This window comes from Robertmurraya sp. DFI.2.37, assembly GCF_029211245.1.
Classification (GTDB): domain Bacteria; phylum Bacillota; class Bacilli; order Bacillales; family Cytobacillaceae; genus Robertmurraya; species Robertmurraya methanolica_A.
On sequence record NZ_JARGEJ010000021.1, the window covers coordinates 29,739 to 51,165 of the forward strand.

The 21,427-nt window shown below is 37.1% G+C and carries 24 protein-coding genes; 6 read left to right on the top strand and 18 right to left on the bottom strand.

From position 1 onward, the window contains the following. Positions 1 to 173: 173 nt before the first annotated feature. The 8 genes from PZE06_RS12890 to PZE06_RS12925 all read right to left on the bottom strand — a co-directional run bounded on the left by PZE06_RS12890 (position 174) and on the right by PZE06_RS12925 (position 7,506). Positions 174 to 1,241 (bottom strand): hypothetical protein, encoded by a 1,068-nt coding sequence (locus PZE06_RS12890; protein ID WP_150916058.1) that lies wholly within the window; start codon positions 1,239 to 1,241, stop codon positions 174 to 176. Next, a complete protein-coding gene (locus tag PZE06_RS12895; RefSeq protein WP_150916056.1) occupies positions 1,238 to 1,429 on the bottom strand; it encodes a hypothetical protein in 192 nt (63 codons plus the stop codon). Before PZE06_RS12895 ends, PZE06_RS12890 begins: the two co-directional genes overlap by 4 nt. After that, on the bottom strand, positions 1,429 to 2,307 hold the full coding sequence (locus PZE06_RS12900; RefSeq protein ID WP_095306132.1) for an ABC transporter ATP-binding protein: 879 nt from the start codon (positions 2,305 to 2,307) through the stop codon (positions 1,429 to 1,431). The genes PZE06_RS12895 and PZE06_RS12900 overlap by 1 nt, the downstream gene beginning before the upstream one ends. Further along, positions 2,294 to 3,052: a hypothetical protein gene (locus PZE06_RS12905; protein ID WP_095306133.1), complete on the bottom strand. Its 759-nt coding sequence runs from the start codon at positions 3,050 to 3,052 to the stop codon at positions 2,294 to 2,296. The genes PZE06_RS12900 and PZE06_RS12905 overlap by 14 nt, the downstream gene beginning before the upstream one ends. Further along, positions 3,042 to 3,602 (bottom strand): RNA polymerase sigma factor, encoded by a 561-nt coding sequence (locus PZE06_RS12910; protein WP_150916054.1) that lies wholly within the window; start codon positions 3,600 to 3,602, stop codon positions 3,042 to 3,044. The genes PZE06_RS12905 and PZE06_RS12910 overlap by 11 nt, the downstream gene beginning before the upstream one ends. Before the next feature lie 654 nt (positions 3,603 to 4,256). Beyond that, on the bottom strand, positions 4,257 to 5,312 hold the full coding sequence (locus PZE06_RS12915; protein ID WP_150916052.1) for a DUF1835 domain-containing protein: 1,056 nt from the start codon (positions 5,310 to 5,312) through the stop codon (positions 4,257 to 4,259). An 18-nt stretch (positions 5,313 to 5,330) separates the two neighbouring features. Beyond that, positions 5,331 to 6,332 carry a glycosyltransferase gene (locus PZE06_RS12920; protein ID WP_095306340.1) on the bottom strand — a complete coding sequence of 334 codons (1,002 nt, stop codon included), beginning with the start codon at positions 6,330 to 6,332 and terminating at the stop codon, positions 5,331 to 5,333. 172 nt (positions 6,333 to 6,504) lie between these two features. Continuing rightward, on the bottom strand, positions 6,505 to 7,506 hold the full coding sequence (locus tag PZE06_RS12925; RefSeq protein ID WP_150916050.1) for an LLM class flavin-dependent oxidoreductase: 1,002 nt from the start codon (positions 7,504 to 7,506) through the stop codon (positions 6,505 to 6,507). A 337-nt stretch (positions 7,507 to 7,843) separates the two neighbouring features. Here PZE06_RS12925 and PZE06_RS12930 point away from each other — a divergent pair, with 337 nt between their 5' ends. Further along, positions 7,844 to 8,650, top strand: a complete 807-nt coding sequence (locus PZE06_RS12930; RefSeq protein ID WP_150916048.1) for a S1C family serine protease — start codon at positions 7,844 to 7,846, stop codon at positions 8,648 to 8,650. A gap of 344 nt (positions 8,651 to 8,994) precedes the next feature. On the opposite strand, the gene PZE06_RS12935 is transcribed toward PZE06_RS12930, so the two are convergent. The 6 genes from PZE06_RS12935 to PZE06_RS12960 all read right to left on the bottom strand — a co-directional run bounded on the left by PZE06_RS12935 (position 8,995) and on the right by PZE06_RS12960 (position 13,256). Continuing rightward, complete coding sequence (locus PZE06_RS12935) at positions 8,995 to 9,234, bottom strand: hypothetical protein (protein WP_150916046.1); 240 nt, start codon at positions 9,232 to 9,234, stop codon at positions 8,995 to 8,997. A 982-nt stretch (positions 9,235 to 10,216) separates the two neighbouring features. Next, positions 10,217 to 10,732: an endolytic transglycosylase MltG gene (locus tag PZE06_RS12940; protein WP_225315214.1), complete on the bottom strand. Its 516-nt coding sequence runs from the start codon at positions 10,730 to 10,732 to the stop codon at positions 10,217 to 10,219. Further along, on the bottom strand, positions 10,716 to 11,096 hold the full coding sequence (locus PZE06_RS12945) for a hypothetical protein (protein ID WP_150916044.1): 381 nt from the start codon (positions 11,094 to 11,096) through the stop codon (positions 10,716 to 10,718). The genes PZE06_RS12940 and PZE06_RS12945 overlap by 17 nt, the downstream gene beginning before the upstream one ends. Before the next feature lie 392 nt (positions 11,097 to 11,488). Then, a complete protein-coding gene (locus PZE06_RS12950) occupies positions 11,489 to 12,634 on the bottom strand; it encodes a zinc-dependent alcohol dehydrogenase (RefSeq protein WP_150916042.1) in 1,146 nt (381 codons plus the stop codon). 23 nt (positions 12,635 to 12,657) lie between these two features. Beyond that, complete coding sequence (locus PZE06_RS12955) at positions 12,658 to 13,020, bottom strand: spore coat protein (protein ID WP_150916040.1); 363 nt, start codon at positions 13,018 to 13,020, stop codon at positions 12,658 to 12,660. A 14-nt stretch (positions 13,021 to 13,034) separates the two neighbouring features. Further along, positions 13,035 to 13,256, bottom strand: coding sequence for a spore coat protein (locus PZE06_RS12960; RefSeq protein ID WP_150916038.1), 222 nt, complete (start codon positions 13,254 to 13,256; stop codon positions 13,035 to 13,037). A gap of 147 nt (positions 13,257 to 13,403) precedes the next feature. On the opposite strand from PZE06_RS12960, the gene PZE06_RS12965 reads away from it, so the two are divergent. Next, positions 13,404 to 13,613 (top strand): hypothetical protein, encoded by a 210-nt coding sequence (locus PZE06_RS12965; protein WP_150916036.1) that lies wholly within the window; start codon positions 13,404 to 13,406, stop codon positions 13,611 to 13,613. Next, positions 13,606 to 13,914, top strand: a complete 309-nt coding sequence (locus tag PZE06_RS12970; RefSeq protein ID WP_150916034.1) for a spore coat protein — start codon at positions 13,606 to 13,608, stop codon at positions 13,912 to 13,914. Before PZE06_RS12965 ends, PZE06_RS12970 begins: the two co-directional genes overlap by 8 nt. Before the next feature lie 201 nt (positions 13,915 to 14,115). Here the strand turns inward: PZE06_RS12970 and PZE06_RS12975 are convergent, their stop codons facing one another. Next, positions 14,116 to 14,622 carry a GNAT family N-acetyltransferase gene (locus tag PZE06_RS12975; RefSeq protein WP_150916032.1) on the bottom strand — a complete coding sequence of 169 codons (507 nt, stop codon included), beginning with the start codon at positions 14,620 to 14,622 and terminating at the stop codon, positions 14,116 to 14,118. 124 nt (positions 14,623 to 14,746) lie between these two features. Here PZE06_RS12975 and PZE06_RS12980 point away from each other — a divergent pair, with 124 nt between their 5' ends. Together PZE06_RS12980 and speE are read left to right on the top strand one after the other, a co-directional pair. Continuing rightward, on the top strand, positions 14,747 to 15,010 hold the full coding sequence (locus PZE06_RS12980; protein ID WP_150916030.1) for a DUF1292 domain-containing protein: 264 nt from the start codon (positions 14,747 to 14,749) through the stop codon (positions 15,008 to 15,010). A 50-nt stretch (positions 15,011 to 15,060) separates the two neighbouring features. After that, positions 15,061 to 15,939: a polyamine aminopropyltransferase gene (gene speE / locus PZE06_RS12985; RefSeq protein ID WP_483314063.1), complete on the top strand. Its 879-nt coding sequence runs from the start codon at positions 15,061 to 15,063 to the stop codon at positions 15,937 to 15,939. A 12-nt stretch (positions 15,940 to 15,951) separates the two neighbouring features. On the opposite strand, the gene PZE06_RS12990 is transcribed toward speE, so the two are convergent. Both PZE06_RS12990 and PZE06_RS12995 read right to left on the bottom strand, forming a co-directional pair. Then, positions 15,952 to 17,133 (bottom strand): CapA family protein, encoded by a 1,182-nt coding sequence (locus tag PZE06_RS12990; RefSeq protein WP_225315213.1) that lies wholly within the window; start codon positions 17,131 to 17,133, stop codon positions 15,952 to 15,954. 190 nt (positions 17,134 to 17,323) lie between these two features. Continuing rightward, entirely contained in the window at positions 17,324 to 18,343 is a 1,020-nt protein-coding gene (locus tag PZE06_RS12995; protein ID WP_150916027.1) for a zinc-binding dehydrogenase, read from the bottom strand. A 362-nt stretch (positions 18,344 to 18,705) separates the two neighbouring features. Here PZE06_RS12995 and PZE06_RS13000 point away from each other — a divergent pair, with 362 nt between their 5' ends. Continuing rightward, the gene (locus PZE06_RS13000; protein ID WP_150916025.1) at positions 18,706 to 19,443 is read left to right on the top strand and encodes a hypothetical protein; all 738 of its coding nucleotides are present in this window, start codon (positions 18,706 to 18,708) and stop codon (positions 19,441 to 19,443) included. Between the two features lie 28 nt (positions 19,444 to 19,471). Here the strand turns inward: PZE06_RS13000 and shc are convergent, their stop codons facing one another. Beyond that, positions 19,472 to 21,370, bottom strand: coding sequence for a squalene--hopene cyclase (gene shc, locus PZE06_RS13005; RefSeq protein WP_150916023.1), 1,899 nt, complete (start codon positions 21,368 to 21,370; stop codon positions 19,472 to 19,474). Positions 21,371 to 21,427: the final 57 nt, after the last annotated feature.

Consider the following 21,427-nt stretch of genomic DNA (forward strand, 5'->3'; position numbering starts at 1 on the left):
TAGCTATGCGATAATGATCAAGAGCCGGTCGTCCATTAGGAAAATGAGTAATATGAAATTCTATAAACAAATAGTACATAAGTAAATTAATGAAAATACAAATAAATATCATAATAGGATGAAAGATTTTCTTCATCTCTTGTAATAAAATTTGCAAATTTACAACACCCCTTTCACTTTAAATCGCATTTCTGAAAGCTCTTCTGGCAAATAAACGTGATTGCCAGCACGAGGAGTAGCCACGCCCCAACCGTAATGACTTCGAAATAAGCGCTAACTGTTAATGGCTGATACATAAACCAAATAAAAGAATTTAATACAAGATTAACAGGGGTAAAAAAACTCAAAATCAACGCAACTTGCTCGCTTGAAAATAGACCTTGAATAGCAAAAATACTTCCAAAAAGACTAAAAAAAATAAAGAATACTAAATAACTATTACGAATCCACCTTGCTAAAATAACCGTTATAAATGTAAACAGAATTATTAAGAGGATGGCTAAAAGCACCGTAGCAAGTAAATATTGTAAAAACGTGAAATTCCACCATGACATAAACCAGTTTTGACCTGCATTAAATAAGGAACTAATCGGTACTTGCCAAAATTCTTTATAAGAAAATAACTTAAAATAAAGAACGAGCCCTGTTGTGAGGATAAGGGCAAATAAAATGAGATTGGCCATTAATGCAGCCCATATTTTATCAACCGCCAGTGCACGTCCTCTTCTCGTCGCATATGTAAGAAGATAGGTGCCCCTTTCGAATTCAAAATTCATAACATGTGCTGTCACCAGTACCGTCAAAATCACCCCTTCTAGTAAAAATACCTTAAAAACCGTTTTAAACAATAATTCATGGGTGCCGAGTTCGTTTTGTGCCGGAAATAGATGCTTGTATTCTTTATTTTGTAGAACATCTGCATAACGCTCGCTAAACCTAGCATACTGGCTTCTAATTAATTGAGCAGCACCACCACTTAAACCATATTTTCTTATTTCCATTTCAGCGAAAGCAATTGGATCGAGTTGCTGAAAGTTTTCATCTATATGAAGGCTGTTTACATAATACATTTCAAACAAGGAAGTGGTCGCAAAAAGCTGCAACTCTTCCTCAGAGAAAACGCTGTTTACATACAGGCTTTGATCTGAAAACAATTCATTCATGGTTGCATACGTTTTCGAAACTTTTTCCTTGGCGATATCGTTTACTTCCTTCAATTGCCCTTCATAATCAGCTTTCATTTAGCAAGCATAGCATCATCAATCTTAGTCCCATAAGTGCTGGCGATTTGATTAACCTCTCGCAATTCTTCTTTTATATAGGCATTCTGAAATATGATTAAAAAATTAAATGCGGTAAAAAGAAGCAATAATGTTAGAATCACAGGAGACATAAACACTTTGCGTAATTCATAGATCCAAATTGGCATTAGTTGGTCACTCCTGCACCTTCGTCTTGATACTGATAAAGAAAAACATCCTCCAATGTTGGCTTGACACTCACTCCATACTTATATTGCTTTGATTCCGCAATAAAACGAATCTTCATTTTGCCGTTTTCTTGTCTCTCAGCAAGGGACAAAAATTCTTTACGAAAACGGGCAACATCACTAAAGTCCATTTCTGTTTCAAATACTTTGCCATTCAATTGTTTACAAATATGATCGATACTGCTTTTATATAGAATTTTCTTCCTTTTAATCATAATTATTTCATTTGCTATCGATTCAACATCTGACACGATATGCGTAGATAAAATAACAATGCGCTCCCTAGCTAAATCTGATAATAAATTTCTAAACCGAACTCTTTCTTTTGGATCTAATCCCGCAGTCGGTTCATCAAGAATAAGAATTTTTGGATCATTTAACATCGCTTGAGCGATGCCGACCCTTTGAATCATTCCACCAGAGAATTTTCCCATCTTCTTTTTAATTGCATCCTCTAAAGCAACCAATTTTAATAGTTTAGGTATTTTCATTTTCGTTTCATTTCTTGGAATTCCTTTTAATGCTGCTAAATACTCTAAATACTGCTGGGGATTATAATTTTTATAATATCCAAATTGCTGAGGTAGATAGCCGATTAATTGTCGATAGTTTTCTCCCATCCCATAAATATCTTTACCCTCGTATAAAATTTCGCCAGCAGAAGGGCGAAGTAATGTTGTTAGCATTTTAATTAAGGTCGTTTTTCCTGCTCCATTCGGGGCTAATAGCCCATAGATCCCGTTTGAAAATTCAAGCTCGATATTTTCCAACACAGAAAAATTACCGAACCTCTTATCAACACTATTAACCGTTAACATAATCAATTACTCCTCTCTTTTTATGATCTTGCATGAGATTGTTTAATTTTTTTACATACAGATAAAAAGTCAACACGATAATGCCTCCGTATAAATACCAAGGGATCGATTCTAACAATTGCTGATAACGAATAGAATCAAAAATAAGGAAAAGAAGATTTAAACCCATCCATCCAAACATAACGCCCACTTTTATTAATAAGCTTTTGAAAAAGGAAAGCGCATATAAAAACAATAAAGAAAACAAAAATAGTGAAGTTGTGGCAATTAAAAAGCCTTGTAAAAACGCAAACGATGAAAGCTTCATTGCCATAAAGAATACCCAAACTGTATTTAGTAGAAAGCAAAATAAACTGAAAGCAATCATCCGAAACGCAGCTAACTGATATAAGTTATACGTACACGTCATTTCCACTTCAGTTGTATGATTCATATAGCTACTCAACAAAGGAATGATCGAAAGCAGACCATATAAAATTGGCGAAAGCAGCATGATGACCCCATAATAATTAGTAGTTTCACTAGCTTGCTCTTGGGCAGTCACGAATAAAATCATCATAAGTAACGTTACAACAGTCATTTCCTTTTTTTCTCGAAAAAGGAAACGAAATCCTATCGTACGAGACATATTAAGCAGAAGTTTATGGAATGGCTCTGGTACAACCAATCCCTTCATGACAATTGCATTGACTTCCTCCTCTATTTTCGCATTTTCCGGTAGCGAGAGTTTTTTCTTATTCTCCATCCTCACACTCCCCTTCCACTTTTTTTCTCACAAATTTTAAGCATCGATAATATTTTGTTTTCACAGTCGATTCTGGGATATTCAGGATCGCCGCAATTTCCTGAAATGTACAATCAGCAAAGAGCTTTAAGCGAAATATTTGTTGTAGTGATGTTTCAAGCTGATGTACAATCTCTAAAATAGTTGCAACTTCTTCCACATGTTCAAGGTTTAAAGTGAAATCCTCATTGATGGCAAAATCCATATCTGTAATATCAATGGAAAGACGATGTGTTTTATAATACTTCGAACGAAAATAATCTACTACTTTATAAGTCGCGATCTTATAAAGCCAGGTACGGAATGAGGCTCGACTTCCTTCAAATTGATGCAGCCCCTGAAGCATATTTATAAAAATTTCTTGTGTTAAATCATAGGATTGCTCTTGATCAAGAGTTTGTTTAAAAACGTATTGATAGATTTCACGGTAATACTTAGAAACAAGCTGATTCGCTGCTGTCTCACTTCCCCTTTTTTTCACCTTCTCTATCAGCTTTACATCCTCTTCCATATTTCACCACTCTATTTTAAAAGTCAGTTTTATAAGCTTATATCTATATATTCGTAAAATAATCAGCAATAGTTTTAATTTTGCCTAATTTTTTTCAAAATCGTAAAGTTTATTTTTATTTAAACAATGCGGCTAACACTATTTTCCAGTATAATAGTTATAAATGGGATTTTACGATTGAAAGGAATAAAAATGAAGCTACAATGTTGCAAAATGTTGGTTGGAGAAAGAAAATTGGAGGTGTAATGATGGCGAAAACACTTTATGTAGCAACTACGCTCATTACATTAGGTTTTATTTTATATTTTTACGGTATCATTCCTTTTGTAGTTATTATTTCTATATTTCTTATCCTTTTCGCACCTGTTATTTATTTCATTTCTAAAAACAAGAACACAAGTTCTAATATAAGGAAATAATCGAAAGTCTTCTAGATGACTAAAGTCCACTATGTAAGCCAGAAAATATACATAGTGGACTCATTCTTTTTAGACACAATTATTTGATTAAAAAGTTTCTAGCTCTTAACTTTACTACCTGAAATTGAGTTTAGTCCACTTCTTCTTCCTTTTTTAAATGAATTCTTTGCCAAACCATTAAAGCTACACATGTAAAAAACGTTACCTCAGAGGACCATATCCTCTTCAAGAAAATTCACCGCAGCATCACACTATAATGCCTCATCGATTTCGGAATCCCTTTTAACGCAAGCTGTCCACTATAGATTAAATAGCGAAGCCGATATTCTAAATAAAATAGATTAATGTTGTCTCCTAATTCATCTACCATATTTCCCAACAACCATCCTGCATTTATAAAACCCTTCTTCTCTTGATCATCATGAAGCTTTTGCAGCATCTTCATCAAATGGCGATCATAATAGTTTTCAGAAACATGTGTAATTTCATTATTCTTCCACAGATGAAGCACTTCTGTTGACTCCGTAAGGCGATTCCACTCTTCCTGTAAGAAATGCCGCTCTGCAAAGGTTAAAGGCGCATTATCGTTATTCTCTGCAAATATTGCTTGCAAGGACTCTGGCTCCAGTTGTGATGTATGGAGCTGTTGATTCGAATGAATCAGAATGATGTCGTTTTCCTTTTTGTTTAATAGCTTCAGAAAATAGCGCAAACATATTTGCTCCTCAATATTATAGCTATACCATATGTAAAGAGGAGCCTCAGCTGGAATATCTTCAATCTCTCTCAACGTATTCTTTACTTTTTCTTCAAGTTCAAAATCTTCATCCTCATAATTAATATTTTCCCTTAGCCATTCAAATCGCGCTGCATGTCCCCTCGCTTCATTCATTTTCCACAGTGGTCCGATCGCCAAGAAATCAGGGAAGCCAATTACTTTTTTCGGACTCTGTAATGAATATTTTAATGCTCCAGCTCCCGATTCAGACGAAACAAGATGATATGGGTGCAAATCCTTCGCTGTATCGCGATATTTTTGGATATAGCGATTGATTGCTTGAACGACATGGTGTAAATCATCCATACTGATGAAATATCCGCGTCCTTGAATGGGCTCTACCTCGAAATGGTTAAATTCCTCAAAAGAATCGCACAACTTATATGTACTCCAATCACCACCTTGATGCATATTAGAAATGGTTATATAATCGTTTGTTTCAATTTTATAAACAAAAACGATATCAGGCGCACTATGAAAATATATATAAGGATATTCAGCTCTTGAATGCATCTCAATCACTCCTAGCACTTAGTCTTTTAACCATTCGCTAAAGAACTTGCGATATCCTTCTTTCATGACGGTGCTGGAAAAAGCATCAAAGGCATAGTCTCGATTTCCTGTTGATGTCTTAAGCGGGAGTGCTGCTGCCATATTGACTAACTCAAACCAATTTTTCTCATTTCCTGAGAAAGAGTGGTTGGCACTTATATGATCATAACAAGGGTGCTCTGGCTTCACAACGATTTTTCCCATCGCTAAGCTTTCAGTTAAAGGCATGGCAAACGTATCAAATTTCGAACTGCTCCAATAAACTTTAGCAGAATTCATCAATTTAAAAACCTCATCCTGTGTTAATGCGAATTGTAATTTAACATTACTTGGAATATTATATTTCTTCATCGTACTTCGGTATCTCTCACCACCAAAAACCATAAATACTTCTTTATCTGGATTGTTACGGGCATAATCAATTACTAAATCCGGGCGGCGATTTTCTTCGTCTCTTCCAATCCATAAAATTCGATTATCGACGACTAAACTCGGATCATAATATTTATTGGCCAGCTCTTCATTAAAACCTATCGGAATGACTGAGATATCCTCAACACCAAAATTGCGTGACATTTCCCTTTTCAAAAACTCAGTTTGAACAATTGCCTTATCGACCATTTGATAAAACGGCTTCATCATTTCATACCCCGTTAGAGCAGGATCAGGAAAGCTATGGGGAAAAAGAACGCTATTTTTTAAAAACATCTTTAAATAAGTAAAACCAGAAACAGTGTAAATAACATGTTCAATCTTATGTGATTCAATTTGCTCAAGAACAATGTCATAATTGACGAGATCACCTTTTTCATGCTCATAGCCTGGAATCCAATCGTATCCACTAACATGTCTTTGCGGTGAAATAAAAACAACTTCTACACCTAGTTCAGCGCTTAGCGCTTGAAGTCTTTCCGCAAAAATTCGTGGTCCTTGCGCTTCAGTAAATTGGATTTTTCGCATGACTAACCCTACTTTTGTCAACTTTAAAAACACCTCATTTTTCAATTTAAACAATAAAACCTTCCTCATTATTGAACAGGAAGGTTTCACCATAACTACAATTATTTATAGAAATAAACCTGTAGATACTCATTTTTGCCAGCATTATAAACAGCAGAGTAGACGAAATCTTGCCCCCTACTTTAAGAGCAGCTTAATTCCCTGAAACCACTTCTTTTAAAATTTCATAAGAACGCTTTTGCTTATCTGGGTCATAAATATAGGAGACAGCCATAAGCTCATCCACATTATACTTTTCTTGGAAGGCTGTCAATTGTTCTTTAATCGACTGTTTGCCCCCCATTAGTGTAACACTCGACATAGAGGTTGCCATTTGCTCCTCATGTGGGCTCCAAAGCCCATCCATCGTTTGAACTGGAGGACTTAAAGGGGTTTGTGTTCCTCGGACAACATTCAAGAAAAATTGCTGCATGGTTGTCGATTCAAATTTTGCTTCTTCATCACTTTCTGCTGCTATCACATTCAAACATACCATCATATAAGGTTTGTCCAAATAATTTGACGGTTGGAATCGATCTCTATATATCGATATCGCTTCCTCCATATATCTCGGTGCAAAATGGGAAGCAAACACATATGGCAATCCTAGTTTTGCTGCCAAATATGCTGAATCTGTAGACGAACCAAGAATGTAAATCGGAATATTTGTTGCAACACCTGGATACGCCTTTACATAGCCTTGATTTTCTAAAGGGCCAAAATATGTTAATAATGCTTGTACATCTTCTGGGAACGTAAAGACGGAATCGTTTTTTGATCTCCTCAAGGCACTAGCAGTCATCATGTCCGTTCCCGGTGCCCGACCTAATCCTAAATCCAAACGCCCTGGATAAATAGTTGCCATCGTTCCAAATTGCTCAGCAACGACTAATGGTGAATGATTGGGAAGCATCACTCCACCGGAACCAACGCGGATGCTTTTTGTATGCTCAAGGGTATGTTTAATGAGGATTGAAGTAGCCGAACTCACTAATGTTGGAGTATTATGGTGTTCAGCAATCCAGTATCTTGAGTATCCGAACTCTTCCGTTGCCTGGGCTAAGGAAACCATCGCTTCAATCGCCTCTTTTGCCCCCTGTCCCTTTCGAATAGGAGCTAGATTCAACACAGATATAGGTATATTTATATTCGCCATCGTTACGTTCCTTTCTTTTTAGCTTTGTTAAACCATACTTTTGCTAAAACGATTGTTGACTCATTTTTTGTAACCTAATCCATGATAGAAAAAATAAGTCAATAACTAGCACCTACAAATAACAAAGCTTTCATTTTAAAAGTCCTTTCAGCATTCATTTCTATAAAAGAATATTAGCTAAACATCACTTATTGAAATGAATTTAGTTATATACTACCAATTGATGTTCCAGAAAGAAAATGAAATGCTTATTCTCCATTTTTCCCATATTTCTTTATTTAGATGAGAACTGTCTTTATACTAAAGGAAAAGGGCTCCTTAAAACAGGAGGGTTTCAATGGACAAAGAGCAGAAAGAATCAATTGAAAAACAGGAAGAAGAGATAGATTGGGAGGAATTTTTTAACGAAGAAGTAGATGAACAGTGGGAAAAAGAAAAAAAGCAAAGAAAAAAACGACGCTCATTGATAATGAAGATCATCGGAAGCATTCTGGCTTTTTCTTTACTAATCAGCACGTTACAAATATGGTTTAATGTCGTCAATATTCCGGCGATCCGATTCCTTGAAGTTTCTCAAAGACTATCTAAAACAGAAGAAGTAAGTGAATTTAAAAAATCAGTTGTAACGATTGAATGGGATGGAGTAAAGGGGACAGGCTTCAATATTGATGCTGACGGTCTGATCGTGACAAACGATCATGTAGTTGAGCATACAGACACCGTTCAAATTCATTTTAAAGAAGAAGGATCTTATCTTGGCAAGGTAATTGCCCGTAAACCTGAACTAGATCTTGCTCTCGTAGAGATTGACGCGACAAACTTGCCTACTCTTCACGTGTCTGGAGAACAGAATTGGGAGGATTTTATTGACGACAAAATCACTTTTATTGGTAACCCCCTCGCTTTTACGCAAATTGCTAATGAAGGAACGATTGTAGACAGTATACAGCTTCAAGATTGGGATGTTCCAACGATGGCGATTGATGCACCAATTTATAAAGGCAATAGCGGCAGTCCTGTCATCAATCAAGAGGGAGAAGTGATTGCCATTATATTTGCAACGATCTCTTCAGATAAACTCGACAAGCGTGTTGGCTTGGCAATTCCCTCCTATCACTTAAAAGAAATGCTGGAATCTCACTAGTCCCTAAAAAAGCCTAAGTTGCAGGAAATTATCATAGGATGAGAGGTTTTTTTGAAATTAGTTGCGAATGCAAAGTAAAGAGTTGGGGGCGATTGCTTTTACTCATCTTTTACAGGATGGATTCACATCCGCTTTGGAGTTGTGGCATGCGCTCTAATATGTTACTAGCAGAAATGCTCCATCCATACAAATAAAGCTTAAAAAGCAAGAGGAAATATGAACTGCCCTGTAAATGTTAGATACAATCTGACGTTTACGGGGCAGTTCAATAACGATTGTTTTACTCCTCTTGCTTTTTGAATTGAAATTTTAGCGGACAAAATCATTCTAGTTTGTATCTCTAATTATGCGTATTTTATTCCAGCTTTCTTAATATTATTGATATCCCCTGAACTACAAGGAGTAACAGCATAGGTCATTTCACATTTAGGACAATTCATAATTACTTTATTAAAAATAAATGTCTCTCCGCATTCACAGTTAATTTCATGGACGATTTTTGTCGCCTCTTGAGCTTTGCCCTTGCTCTTTACGTGATCAACTACAGCTTTTCCATCATTTAAACTTGAACATCCACAGCTCATGTCATAACCTCCATTATTATTAAATATAAGAAAAGAATAGCATAATGAAGGCAAAATCATTGTGGCAAAAATCACATCTAGTCATTATTATTAGTTCTCTTTCATCTTTTTTGAACGGCTAATAAAATGATGGTAACCTGGCAAGCCCTTTTCGTTTAAAATGATTTTGACACGGTCCTAGTGCGAAATCAGCGCTAAAAGAATTGCATTATCCAGATCAGTTACTGGAACTAGAAATCACCGAAAATGCGCTATTAAATAATGAGAACGATTCGAAAGTTCGTCTTTTTTAGGCTCAGCTTCTAATTTTTTAATTAAAATGCCTCCCCATTAACAAAATTCACATTCATTTTATGGGAAGAAAATTATCACAACATAATTAACGATAGCGTGAGAGTATAAATTTTCTTCTTTATTGTTGACAAGCCTATTCCTATTTTGACCGTTTTGAACAGCTTTTCATGTTGTTTTTCATGAACAAGTGGAATACGATTGTTTATACACAAAGTTAGCGAAAACACTCCTATTTTCTTTTTTAAATGAATCAGGTATAATAAAACTGTCTTAATGTTATTAAAAAAACCGCTAGTGCTGGTAACACGTAGCGGTCAGTACAATAGTAGGTCCCTTTCAAGGGGGATCAGCTTTTTCAGGATAATCCACCTAGGCCGGTCAGCTCAAGGGTGGGTTATTTTTTTTGGTTAAATGACAGGACAGCGATGATTAAGCTTGCAAAGGCACACGCAAACATCAATGCTTCAAATACCGTCACAGCATCACCCCCTTTCAATTGGGGATGAGCTGACCACCCTTGAGTTTCTTACTATTGCTTATCCATTATAACATAAAAAATGGAATATATGTTCTGTTTCTTATGCATCTTTATTCCTGTTTTCAAGCTTAGCATGCTAAGAAATCTTAGCATAAATTAAGTGCAACAAAAAAGTTGCACTTTTAAAAAAATGGAAAATAGCCCCAAAGGTTATTTAAAAATGATTTTCATTACTTCATCTAAAGTCATATTGCTGTCCAACTCAAACGTTCCAGGCTTTAAATCGTTAGAGAGTCCTCTTTTTTCAACTTCGTCAAAAAATGTTCTCGCACTATCAATTATTTTCCCTTGAACTAACGCATTGCCAACATCAATACTGGTCATACCTGGCGCGACGTTAACGATTGTTCGATAGACTACATTCTCATTTTCATTCTTCTCAGCTTTTTCCGCTTGCCCGTCTTGTTCTTTTTGCTCTTTCTGAACCTTTGCTTGTGCTTCTTTTTCCACAGTGGCGATTTGCTCATCCCACTCTGAATCAGTTAAGATAATATACCCTGCGGTCGATAGGCTTTCCTTCATCTCTTCTTCTGTAGGAGTCTTTGCTGTGGTTTGCTCGTTTTTTTCAACAGGAGCTTTCTGAGAAAAATAAACAATTCCACAAATACCAGCACTGACGAGAAGACCAGCAGCAAAACTATTAAGCAAATTAGCTTTCATTCGCATGCGCTACCCTTCTCCCTTCATTTTTTGATGATATATATGGAGCGAGTAAATCTTCAACCTGAGCTGACTCGAGCTGAAGCTTCGTTGCAATCCCTTCGATTGTATAGTTTCTCTTATATAAATCCAGTAATTCTCGTTGTAATTGTCGCTCTTCTTCACTGAGCCCTACTTTCTGTGAAAGCACTTCATTTTCTAGAGCTAAGTCTCGAATCTGGTTTTGAAGCTTGTTAATTTCTTCCATCATCGACATGTAGACTGTGTCAATTTCACGCTGCTTATTCTTTGAAGCCTGCTTATTTTTGTACATTGAAAACATAAGTAACAATGCTGCTGCAATAAATAGCCCAGTTAAAGCCCATTCCATCGATCTTAATCCTCCTTAATAAAACTAATCTCGCCAAGATAACATTATACCTTCAAATGGACAAGATTTCGATTAATTTCTACAAAATGCTTCAAAAGTCTAGAATAAAGCAAATTGAAAAATAAGAGCTAAGCAATGATGTAAAAGAAAAATATTGTGCCCTTTATCATTGATAAAATGAGTGCTTGTCTACTTATACTTGCTGAATCGTTCAAATGGGATTTTTCTTGAGAGATACAGTGGAATGATCATATAGCAGCATAACTAAAATCTACGTATGAAGCCAAAATTTCACACGGAATATACCAAAAATCTTTATAAAAGACTTGGTAAAAATGAAGCAAACGAAAAAATCATCAGTAAAAAAGTAGTAGGGAGAATGACTCTCTCTACTACCCGTGAGGCTTTAGGATGACCTTAATGCAGTGATCTGTTTTTGTATCAAAATACTCATAACCCTTTTTTGCCTGTTCAAGCGGAAGCTTATGGGTCACAATATCTGCTAAATTCACCTTCCCATCACTTACCATTTGATATAGCAGCGGTATAATTGGGATTACATGTGCCTGTCCCATTTTTAATTCCACATTTCGTTGAAAAATATCCCCAAGTGGAAAAGCATTATAGCGCATCCCATATACACCTGTCAGTTGAATAGTGCCACATTTTCTAACCGCCTGTGCCGCTGTCACAATCGCTCCCATCGAACCACCGTGCAGTTTCATGCCTGTTGCAAGGAATTCAAGAGGAGTCATTTTTCCATCCATGCCAACACAGTCAATGACTACGTCAGCACCTCCGTGAGTCATTTCTTTTAAATATTCGCCAATATGCTGCTTTTCCGTTTCAAAATTGACTATCTCAACGTTATTCGTTTTTTTAGCATGCTGCAATCGATAATCAATATAGTCAACAGCGATTACTCGCTTTGCTCCTTTTAACCAAGTGAACTTTTGCGCTAGCAATCCAATGGGGCCGCAGCCAAGAATGATCACCGTGTCTCCTTCTTTAACACCGGCATTTTCAACACTCCAGTAAGCAGTTGTTGCTGCGTCAGAGAGGAGAACTAATTGTTCATCTTCCACTTCGCAATCATCCGGCAATCGCCATGGGGTGAAATTCCCATATGGAACCCGTAAATATTCCGCTTGTCCGCCTGCATACCCTCCTGTGTTTTCAGAATAGCCGAAATATGCACCCATATCTCCATGCGGATTAGCTTCGTCACACTGACTTGTATAACCTTGATTGCAGTACCAGCAATGACCACAGCTTATATTAAAAGGAACGATAACTCGATCACCTTTTTTTACATTTGTCACTTTAGGACCGACCTCTTCTACAATTCCCATTGGTTCATGACCGATGATGAAATTTTCCGGCATATTAGCAACCATTCCATGAATTAAATGGAGGTCCGAGCCGCATATAGCCGAGCTTGTCACTTTAACAATAATATCATCTGCCTTCTCTATCTTCGGATCCTTGACTTCTTTAACGGCTACGTCCTTTATTCCTTGATATGTAACAGCCTTCATTCTTTTTCACCCCTTATTTCGTTTTATTTAAATGGAGTTGCAAATGTACCAAGCCGATCCGTATCGCGAGGAAATAACTCCATCTCAGCGATTGCTAGAGCCATATCAGCCGATTTAAGATCAAGCTCTATTTGCTTTCCAAGATCATGAGGATAGAGCCAGCCTTTTTCTAGTAAAAGTTGTACGGTTTCTTCATAAAGATCAATTGCCGCATCCAACTGTTTAAATAATGTTTCCCTTAGCGTGCTGCTCGCTGTTTCCGTTAACGCAACCGCATAATAACGAATTCCTGTTTTAATCGTTAATAGAAAATCGAGTGCAACTGAGGAATCGGCCATCTTCGGCATTCCCTCTGCATACTTCGGATCTAAATAGTCTTCATTCATTTTTCCACCTCATTTCATGTAAGCGTTGTACGTGCGCCTGCATAATGTTCTTTCAATTCTTGAATGGCTTGCATCGATAGTTGAACGTCTTTTTCCATTAGAGCTTTTAAATCATTATCGAAACACAAGCCTTGCATGAGCTTTGCTTTGACTAAACAAATCGTTTTAAAATTAAGTAATTCATGGGTCTCCATTGTTTCATGAAAAGCTAACACCTCTTTTGCCTCACTGTCCATATTCTCACCCCCTACACATCGTTACTTTCCCCATCAATAAGTGACTTTACCATTTAAGTTTTTGGTAATTAATACCCATTAACGAATAATGAATAATTGCTCAAACAGAAAAGCAATATTAGTAACAAGATGGAAAGGAGACAGACAATGACTAAATATTTAGCTCTGCATGAAACCTTAGAAGTGCATGAACTGTTAGTTTTTAAAAATTTAACTCTGACAAAATCAGCAACCATGAATAAGCTTGTTCAAGATCCAGAATTAAAAGCTATTCTTGCCCAGGAAGTGACGGCTGGAACGGCATTTATTACCAAACTACAAGCTTATTTAACAGATAGGAGCCAAAGAAATGAATAACTTCATGAAAACAGTGATGGGGATGGGCGCAATGACTGATAAAGTGATTGCTACAGATTTCCTTATTTCAACAAAAGCTGGGATTCGCAACCTTGCTTTCGCGATAACAGAAACAACAACGCCAGAATTGCGGGCAGGACTGCGGGAAGAGTTAAGAAATGCTGTCAAAACACATGAACAAATAACAAATTTTATGATTGAGAGAGGCATTTATCATCCCGATGACTTAAGTGAACAACTCGAGGTAGATTTACAAATTACTGAGACTGCATTAAAGCTTTCGGAAAGCGCTCAACAATAAAACCGATTATTCAAGAAACCTACTGGCGGCTTGATAAATTAAAATTTATTGAAGCTTACTGCATTCAAAGCACAAGAGATATATACAACGAATAAAAATCATTCATTTCAAACGAAAGAAGCTGTGTCATAATCAAACATACAGACTCTGACACAGCTCTAATTAATGGTTATTCATTTTTCTTTATCTCTTCAGGCCAGTTTAACGTTTCTTTTCCAATCTTTTTTCATAGCAATAGAACGGTAGTTTTTTTCCATGAAAAGACATCTCGCCAGCTTTTTGATAGCCCAATTTAGTAAATAAGCGCTGCGCCTTTACATTTAAAGAATATGTATCAATTCTTAAATAAGGGATTCCATTTTCAATAGCTACTTTTTCTGCATACCTGATAAGATTGCTTGCAGCTCCATTCTTCCTAGCAAAAGGATTAACTACTAGACGATGAAACGTATAGGCAGGACCAAAATACCTCCATGAAATTTGTCCGTATTCTACAGGTTCATTGCGGTCAACTGTAATCGAACCGATAATTTCCCCGTTTTCTTCCATAACGAATAAAGAAGAGTTTTGAACATCTGCTGCAAATATTTCCATATTTGGATAAGTTTCGTTCCACTGATCATTTTCCTCTTCTTCCATTATCTTTACAGTCTCTTTGACGATCTCCATCAGCGTATATAGGTCCTCGCTTTTTCCTTTGCGTATCAAATTTTCCAATCTTCCTTTCTCTAAACATCAATATGTTACATCATATCAAGAAAAAAAGGCATAGTTCAAACATGAAATAATGATTGTCCGGAAATAATAATGTCGATGATTTGGAGGTGGAAAAATGGGTGATGATTTGAGAGATTATATTACAGTAGTAGAGGAAGATGGTTCGGAAATATTGTTTGCTGTTGAGGCTTTATTTGATATGAATGATAAAACTTATGCCCTTCTTCGGGCTGAACACGATCAAGAAGACACAATCGTCATGGAGGTCCGAACAGACGAAGACAATAACCAGTACTTAATTGGGATTAACGATCATGATGAAACTATAAATGTATTAGATGCCTATGAAATTGCCGTCGAAGCCAGCCCTGCTGATTAATGATTTGTCCTCGTATGATATACTTTCTTGTATACATACACAAATGGAGGATGATTTTAATGGGGTTTTTAGCTCAGAAATATTTAACTGAAAAGGACGGTCAATTATGGCTTACTGAAGATGAAAGGGAGAATTTGAAGATAAGTTACCGCATTAAAAAGATTATCTTTGAAGAGCAGTCTCCCTTTCAAGACATTATGATTGCAGATTCTTATGATTTTGGAAAAATGCTTGTCTTAGACGGTGTTGTGCAAACCACTTCCATTGATGGTTATATTTATAACGAAATGATCTCCCATATTCCTCTTTGCATTCATCCTGATCCAAAAAAGGTTCTAATCATTGGTGGAGGCGATTGTGGTGTTGCTCGAGAGGTTTGTCGCTATCAGCAGGTGGAGCAGGTTGAGATGGTAGAGATCGACGAAAGGGTTGTGCATGCAAGCAAAACTTTTTTACCAGAGGTATCTGACTACTTGGCAGATGAGCGCGTTCATTATTATTACGAAGATGGCGTTCATTTTGTAAGGGAAAGAGCTGGAGAGTATGACGTGATCATCGTTGATTCATCTGATCCTGTGGGACCTGCAACCGCCTTATTTGAGAAAGAGTTTTACGAAAATATCGCTACTGCATTAAAAGATGATGGATTAATGGTTTGTCAAAGCCAGTCACCCATTTTTCATCAAGCGACGATGAAACAAAGCTACGAAAGAATTAGTGACATTTTCCCTGCAGCAATGTTATACACAGCTGTAGTTCCAACCTACCCAGGGGGGCTATGGAGCTTTACGATCGGTTCAAAAAAATATCAAAGGCTTAATCCTGAAATTTGCCCTACAAAAGAAACACGTTACGTAAATAAATCGATTTTAAGCGCATGTTTTTCATTACCACAGTTTTTGCAACAAGAATTAGAAAGAAAAAAATAGAACAGGTAGAAACTACTCTACCTGTTCTTCCACTTCGTACTGGAGCCATTCTGAACCTTTTATTCGATTTGAAACATCAATTATTTTTTGTTTGACCCGCTCTTTCTCTTTCCCTTCAAGCATCGTTGGACGATAGTCATTACGGTTCGTTTGAGATGAGATAGAAAAAGGAACTACATTAATTTCTTTTTTATCCGTTAACTTGCCGTTTTCTAAATGAAAGGTTTGCTGAAATACAAATGTATCCTTATCATTTGGATTGCGATTCCCACCAAACATGAAGTTACCTAAGCTGTAGACGATAAATTTTCCATTGTACTCTTCAATGCCTTGTACAACATGGGGATGATGGCCAAGTACTAGATCGGCTCCATTATCAATGGTAAAACGAGCCAAAGTTTGCTGCGATTGGGTTGGCACATATTCTCTCTCAACTCCCCAATGAAAATGGATCAAAATAATTTCAACACCCTGCTCTCTCAATTCAGAAATATCCTTTGTAATACGACTGCGAATTTCTGTCGTGTCCGCCCAACCTTCATAACCTAATGCCCCTACTTTTACATCTTTAATGGTCGTGACGTATTTATGTTCATAACCAAAATAACCGATATTTTCATTTTTCAATGTAGTAATTGTGTCCTCGTATCCTTGCTGCAAGTAATCATGAATATGATTATTCGCAAGATTTACTGCTTCAATCCCAGCCAGTGTTAGGATTTTTGCATAGGAAGGATCCCCTTTAAAGCGAAATTTTTTCTCAGCTTTTCTCGTAGCATTTGTTAACGTTGTTTCTAAATTTACGGTTGATAAATCATCATTTTTAAATATATCATTCAATCCCCCGACAAAATGAGAGAGGCCATTTTGATCGGCCTCATGAACAAACGTCCCATGATAACCAAATGATTCATCTGTGCCAAGCGTAAAATCCCCTGCTGCACTAATTTTAATCGTTGTCTCTACAATTGGCTCCTCTTTCGGTAGAGGCTGCTTATTTGATTGCGGAATACTACCATTGCCTCCTATTTCTCTTACTACACCTTTTTCTGATGTTCGCTCATCTTCTTTCGCTAAAAACGAATAGAAGAAAAGGCCGCCAACAACGATGAGAATGATAAAAGCTATATAATAAGGTGCAAACCTTAATTTAGAACGCTTTTTTTCCTGATTTCTCTCTTTTCTGCTTGTCATTTTAAACAATTTCCCCTTTTTAATGTGGTGTTTACATATAGAATTAGTTTTATCCAATTCGACTTTGTTCACATGAACTTTAACACATACATTCTACCACCCAAACAAGCACATAAAAAGAAAGAAATGATAAAATTTCAAAATTTCTCCATTACTGCAAAATACGAACTCGAAATGATTCCCTTTAAAATCACTGGGGAATTTCTAAAACAATTTTTCCAAAATGGCCGCCTGCTTCCATTTGCTCATGAGCTACCTCTACTTTTTCCAGTGGATAGACCTCGCTGACAACCGGCTTCAGTTTATGCTCGTTGAAAAGATTCAGCATCCCGATAAATTCATTACGGTTCCCCATTGTTGTCCCCATAATTGTCAGTTGTTTAAAAAAGATGCGCGGCATGAGAAGATTATTTACAGGACCTAGTGTAGCACCAAAGGAAACGATTTTACTTCCCGGTTTGGCTAAATGGATCAGCTCCTTCAACGTATCTCCTCCAATGGAATCAATCGCAAGATCTGCCCCTCCTGATACTGTCGACAATTGTTTAACCCAATCGTCTTGGCGATAATTCACGCCACCTGTAGCGCCAAGCTTCATCGCCTTATTGATTTTTTCATCGCTACTGGATGTTACATATACATATGCCCCTAAAGCAGAGGCAATTTGTAATGCCAATGTGGCCACTCCACCCCCAATGCCGGGAATAATGACCGTTTCACCCGCTTGCACCCTTCCCTTCGTTACGGTCGCTCGATATGCAGTAAGTCCACCTAACGGCAAAGCTGCTGCCTCTTCCCATGTTAGATGCTCAGGCTTTGGAAATACATTTTCCGCCGGAATTTTGATATATTGAGCGTATGTACCATTGATTGGAACTCCTAAAACGGAAAAGTTTGCATCTGGATAATTAGGATTTTCACCCCAACCAATGCTAGGGTTGATCACCACTTCATCTCCTATCTCAACCCCTCTAACATCTGCACCAATCTCAGCAACAACTCCCGCCCCATCTGAACCAGGAATAGAGGGAACACGAATGCCTGGATAAAGACCTTGACGGATAAAGACATCTCTTCGATTCAATGCAGCTGTTTTTAAACGGACAACAACCTCACCAGCTCCAGCTTTCGGAGTCTCTACTTCTTCATAATACAGCTTTGCAGTACCTGTACCAGGTTTAACTTTATCTTTTAATACAAATGCTTTCAACGCGATCTCTCCTTTATATTAATCTAATCATAATCGTAACATAGTTGATAAAGATATGGATGAAAATTGGAAGCCCTTACTAAGGCGATATTATGAAAAGTCGTCTACTTTATAGATTATAGATTTGTTCAATTAGATTATTTTTTTAAACGATTTTGGGCACATGCGAACCAAATACTCCAATTGTTTATTAAATAGATTCCTGTTAACGGTTTAAAACCATTACAAGCGTCTACTAGTTCCCCTATTTTTTCACCAACTAAATCCTTTGATTTGATTCATTAGAAGTTCATGATAATCTATTTATATGGAATATTGCTTAAAAAAACCAAATGAAGATTTCATATAGGGATGTGTTATTAATGACCAATTTATTACCACCAAAAGGAGAATTTCAAACCTTTGCAGATGATGCTCATTATACTGAAAAAGTGAAGGAATGGGGACTTTCAACGACCAAAGAAGTGAAAAGAGAATTTTGGTATAAGACTAGTGAACAAGAATGCAAAGTGACGATAAAGGGCTATGAGATCTATGGCAATAATGAAGATTACAATACCATTGTGATCGAATTTGAAAATGGCGCCTTAAGTTGCATTCATCCAGCCTATTTAAAAGAGATGCAGTCTCCAAGCTTTACAAGATCGATAACTGCTGATTCTGAAAAACCGAGCGCTGTTTCAAAGAAGGAAACTAAATCACCAAGTAGTAAAAAAACGATAACAGCAAATGAAATAACACCTCAAAAGGAAAAGAAATCAACTAAAAAAATCGAGCTGCCGCAAGAAAAGGTGCATTTCACAGCAGAGGTGCAACAATTTTCCTATAGCTGGAACCATTTTAATGAAGAAAATGATGAGGTTGTCATCTTAAAAAACGTCTGCATCGAAGAAGAACCGGTGATCGAAATTGGACTAGCTTGGTGCAGCCACTCGAAAACATTAAAAAAATTCGAACTGTCTCCAGGAGATAAGCTCGAATTTGCGGGAAAAATCGTCAAAAAGAAACTCCCAAATGGAAAAGATGTTGAAGAACAATATCTTGTTTCTGAACCAGTTCCATTTAAAATAAACAACCCATCAAAAATCGTCAAAAGTTAATCACACTTCAGGTCATAAAAACATTTCATCATATGTTTTTATGACCTAAAGCCATATACTTATTTTTATAATGACTAAGCGCAAGCAGAGGATAAATGTAACGGTAGCTGTGATAGTGAATATAAAAATCTCCTGCCATGCCCTGTCCCTTCGGGTATGCCGTTGTCCAGTCTTCTCGCTCCAAATGATTAAGTAAGAAATCAATCCCTTTATCAATTGCTTTCATCGGTTGTTCAGAAGCAGCGATAAGGGCATCAACAGCCCAAGCTGTGTGGGTAAGAGTGCTCGCAAGTGGAACAAATTTGCCTGCGCTATCGCTTTTACAAGATTCTCCCCAACCACCGTCTTTATTTTGAATCCTTTTTAACCACTCGATCCCTTTACTAATCGCCGTATGCGACGGCAACACACCTACGGCTGTCAACCCAGTAATCGCTGCCCATGTACCATAAAGGTAGCAAATTCCCCAACGTCCATACCATGAGCCATCCTTTTCTTGATTTCTCAGAATCGAGCGAACTCCAGCTTGAATAGCAGGATGGGGTGCTTTTAAATTTGTAAAATCTCCTAAAAAATGAAGGGTTCGACCTGTTAAATCAGGCGAGGCAGGATCAGTCAAAATAAATTTTGCCTTCTCAATCGGCAACAGCTTAAAAAATGAACGGTTCGTATTTTTCTCAAATGCAGGCCAGCCCCCATCCTCATTTTGCATCGATAAGAGCCACAAAACGCCTCGATCCCATGCTTGACGATGGCTGAAATTGGTCGTTACAGAGCGTGCGAGCGCCCGCAAGGAAGCAGTCGTATCATCGACATCTGGATTAATCGTATTAATATTCGAAAATCCCCAACCTCCAGGAGAAGCGTTTGAATTATGAATGACCCAGTCTCCGTATAAGTGGTGCTGCTTCTGTATTAAATATTGGTTAGCCTTTACAACAACTTCGTCCTCGCTTGAAACACCTGCCTCTTGCAGTGCGTAGCTAATTAAGGAAGTGTTCCATACGGAAGCGGTTGTATACTGCATATGGGTATATCCATTAATCGTTGTTCTCATGCCCTTTAGTCCGTTCACAGCTCGCTTGATAATCGGTTGAAGACGTTTATCATTAAACGTAAGTAACGCAAAGATCATCAAAAATGTTGAACTGAAATAGCTATAAAAAGTCCCATCTTTTTCTATATGGGCAAGCATATATTGTTTCCCTTTTGTTCGGGCCCGTTTTTTTAACTGGCTTGGCAAGCCGACTATTTTTTCAAGTCCAGCAGTAACAAGCGAAGTAAAGTCGCGCCATTCTTCCGAGTAATCTTCCGTTTCCTCCTCCTCTCGGAGAAACAGCTCTGACAAATCCGGGCTTCTCTCTGTTTTTAAAACAAATTTTTGCTCCGCTAATATCATAATTGGCAATAAATTCGCACGACCAAAAACAGATAGCTGATAGAAATTGATAGGAAAAGAAGTTGGAAGAAGTATAAATTCCAACGGAATAGGAAAAAAATCAGGCCATTTATATTGACCAGTAATCGCCAGCATAATCTTTGTAAATAAATGAGCTTTATCCGCACCGCCGTTAGCAACTATAAATCTTCTAGCTGCCCTCAAACGTTTATCATTTTTCTCATAATAACCAGAATATAATAATGCATAATAGGCTTCCAATGTAGCTGTTATATTGCCGTCTCCTTCTTCATCGTAAAATAATTTCCAGGCTCCGTTCTCTTCCTGCCTACTTAAAATCCTTTTCCCAAGCTCCTTGATTAAGTTTTCATCATCAATCTCCAATGATCTTAATAAAATAAGCATATAGCAATCTGTTGAAATTCCTGTTTCAAATGGGTACTCCCATGATCCTGATTCCGATTGCTCCCGTTTGAGGATATTGACTAAATAATTAATCCCATCATGGATCCTTTCTTTCAATCCCATCACTCCAATAGAGGAAGTCGTTTTCTATAATACATATTCACACACTGTTCTGAACAT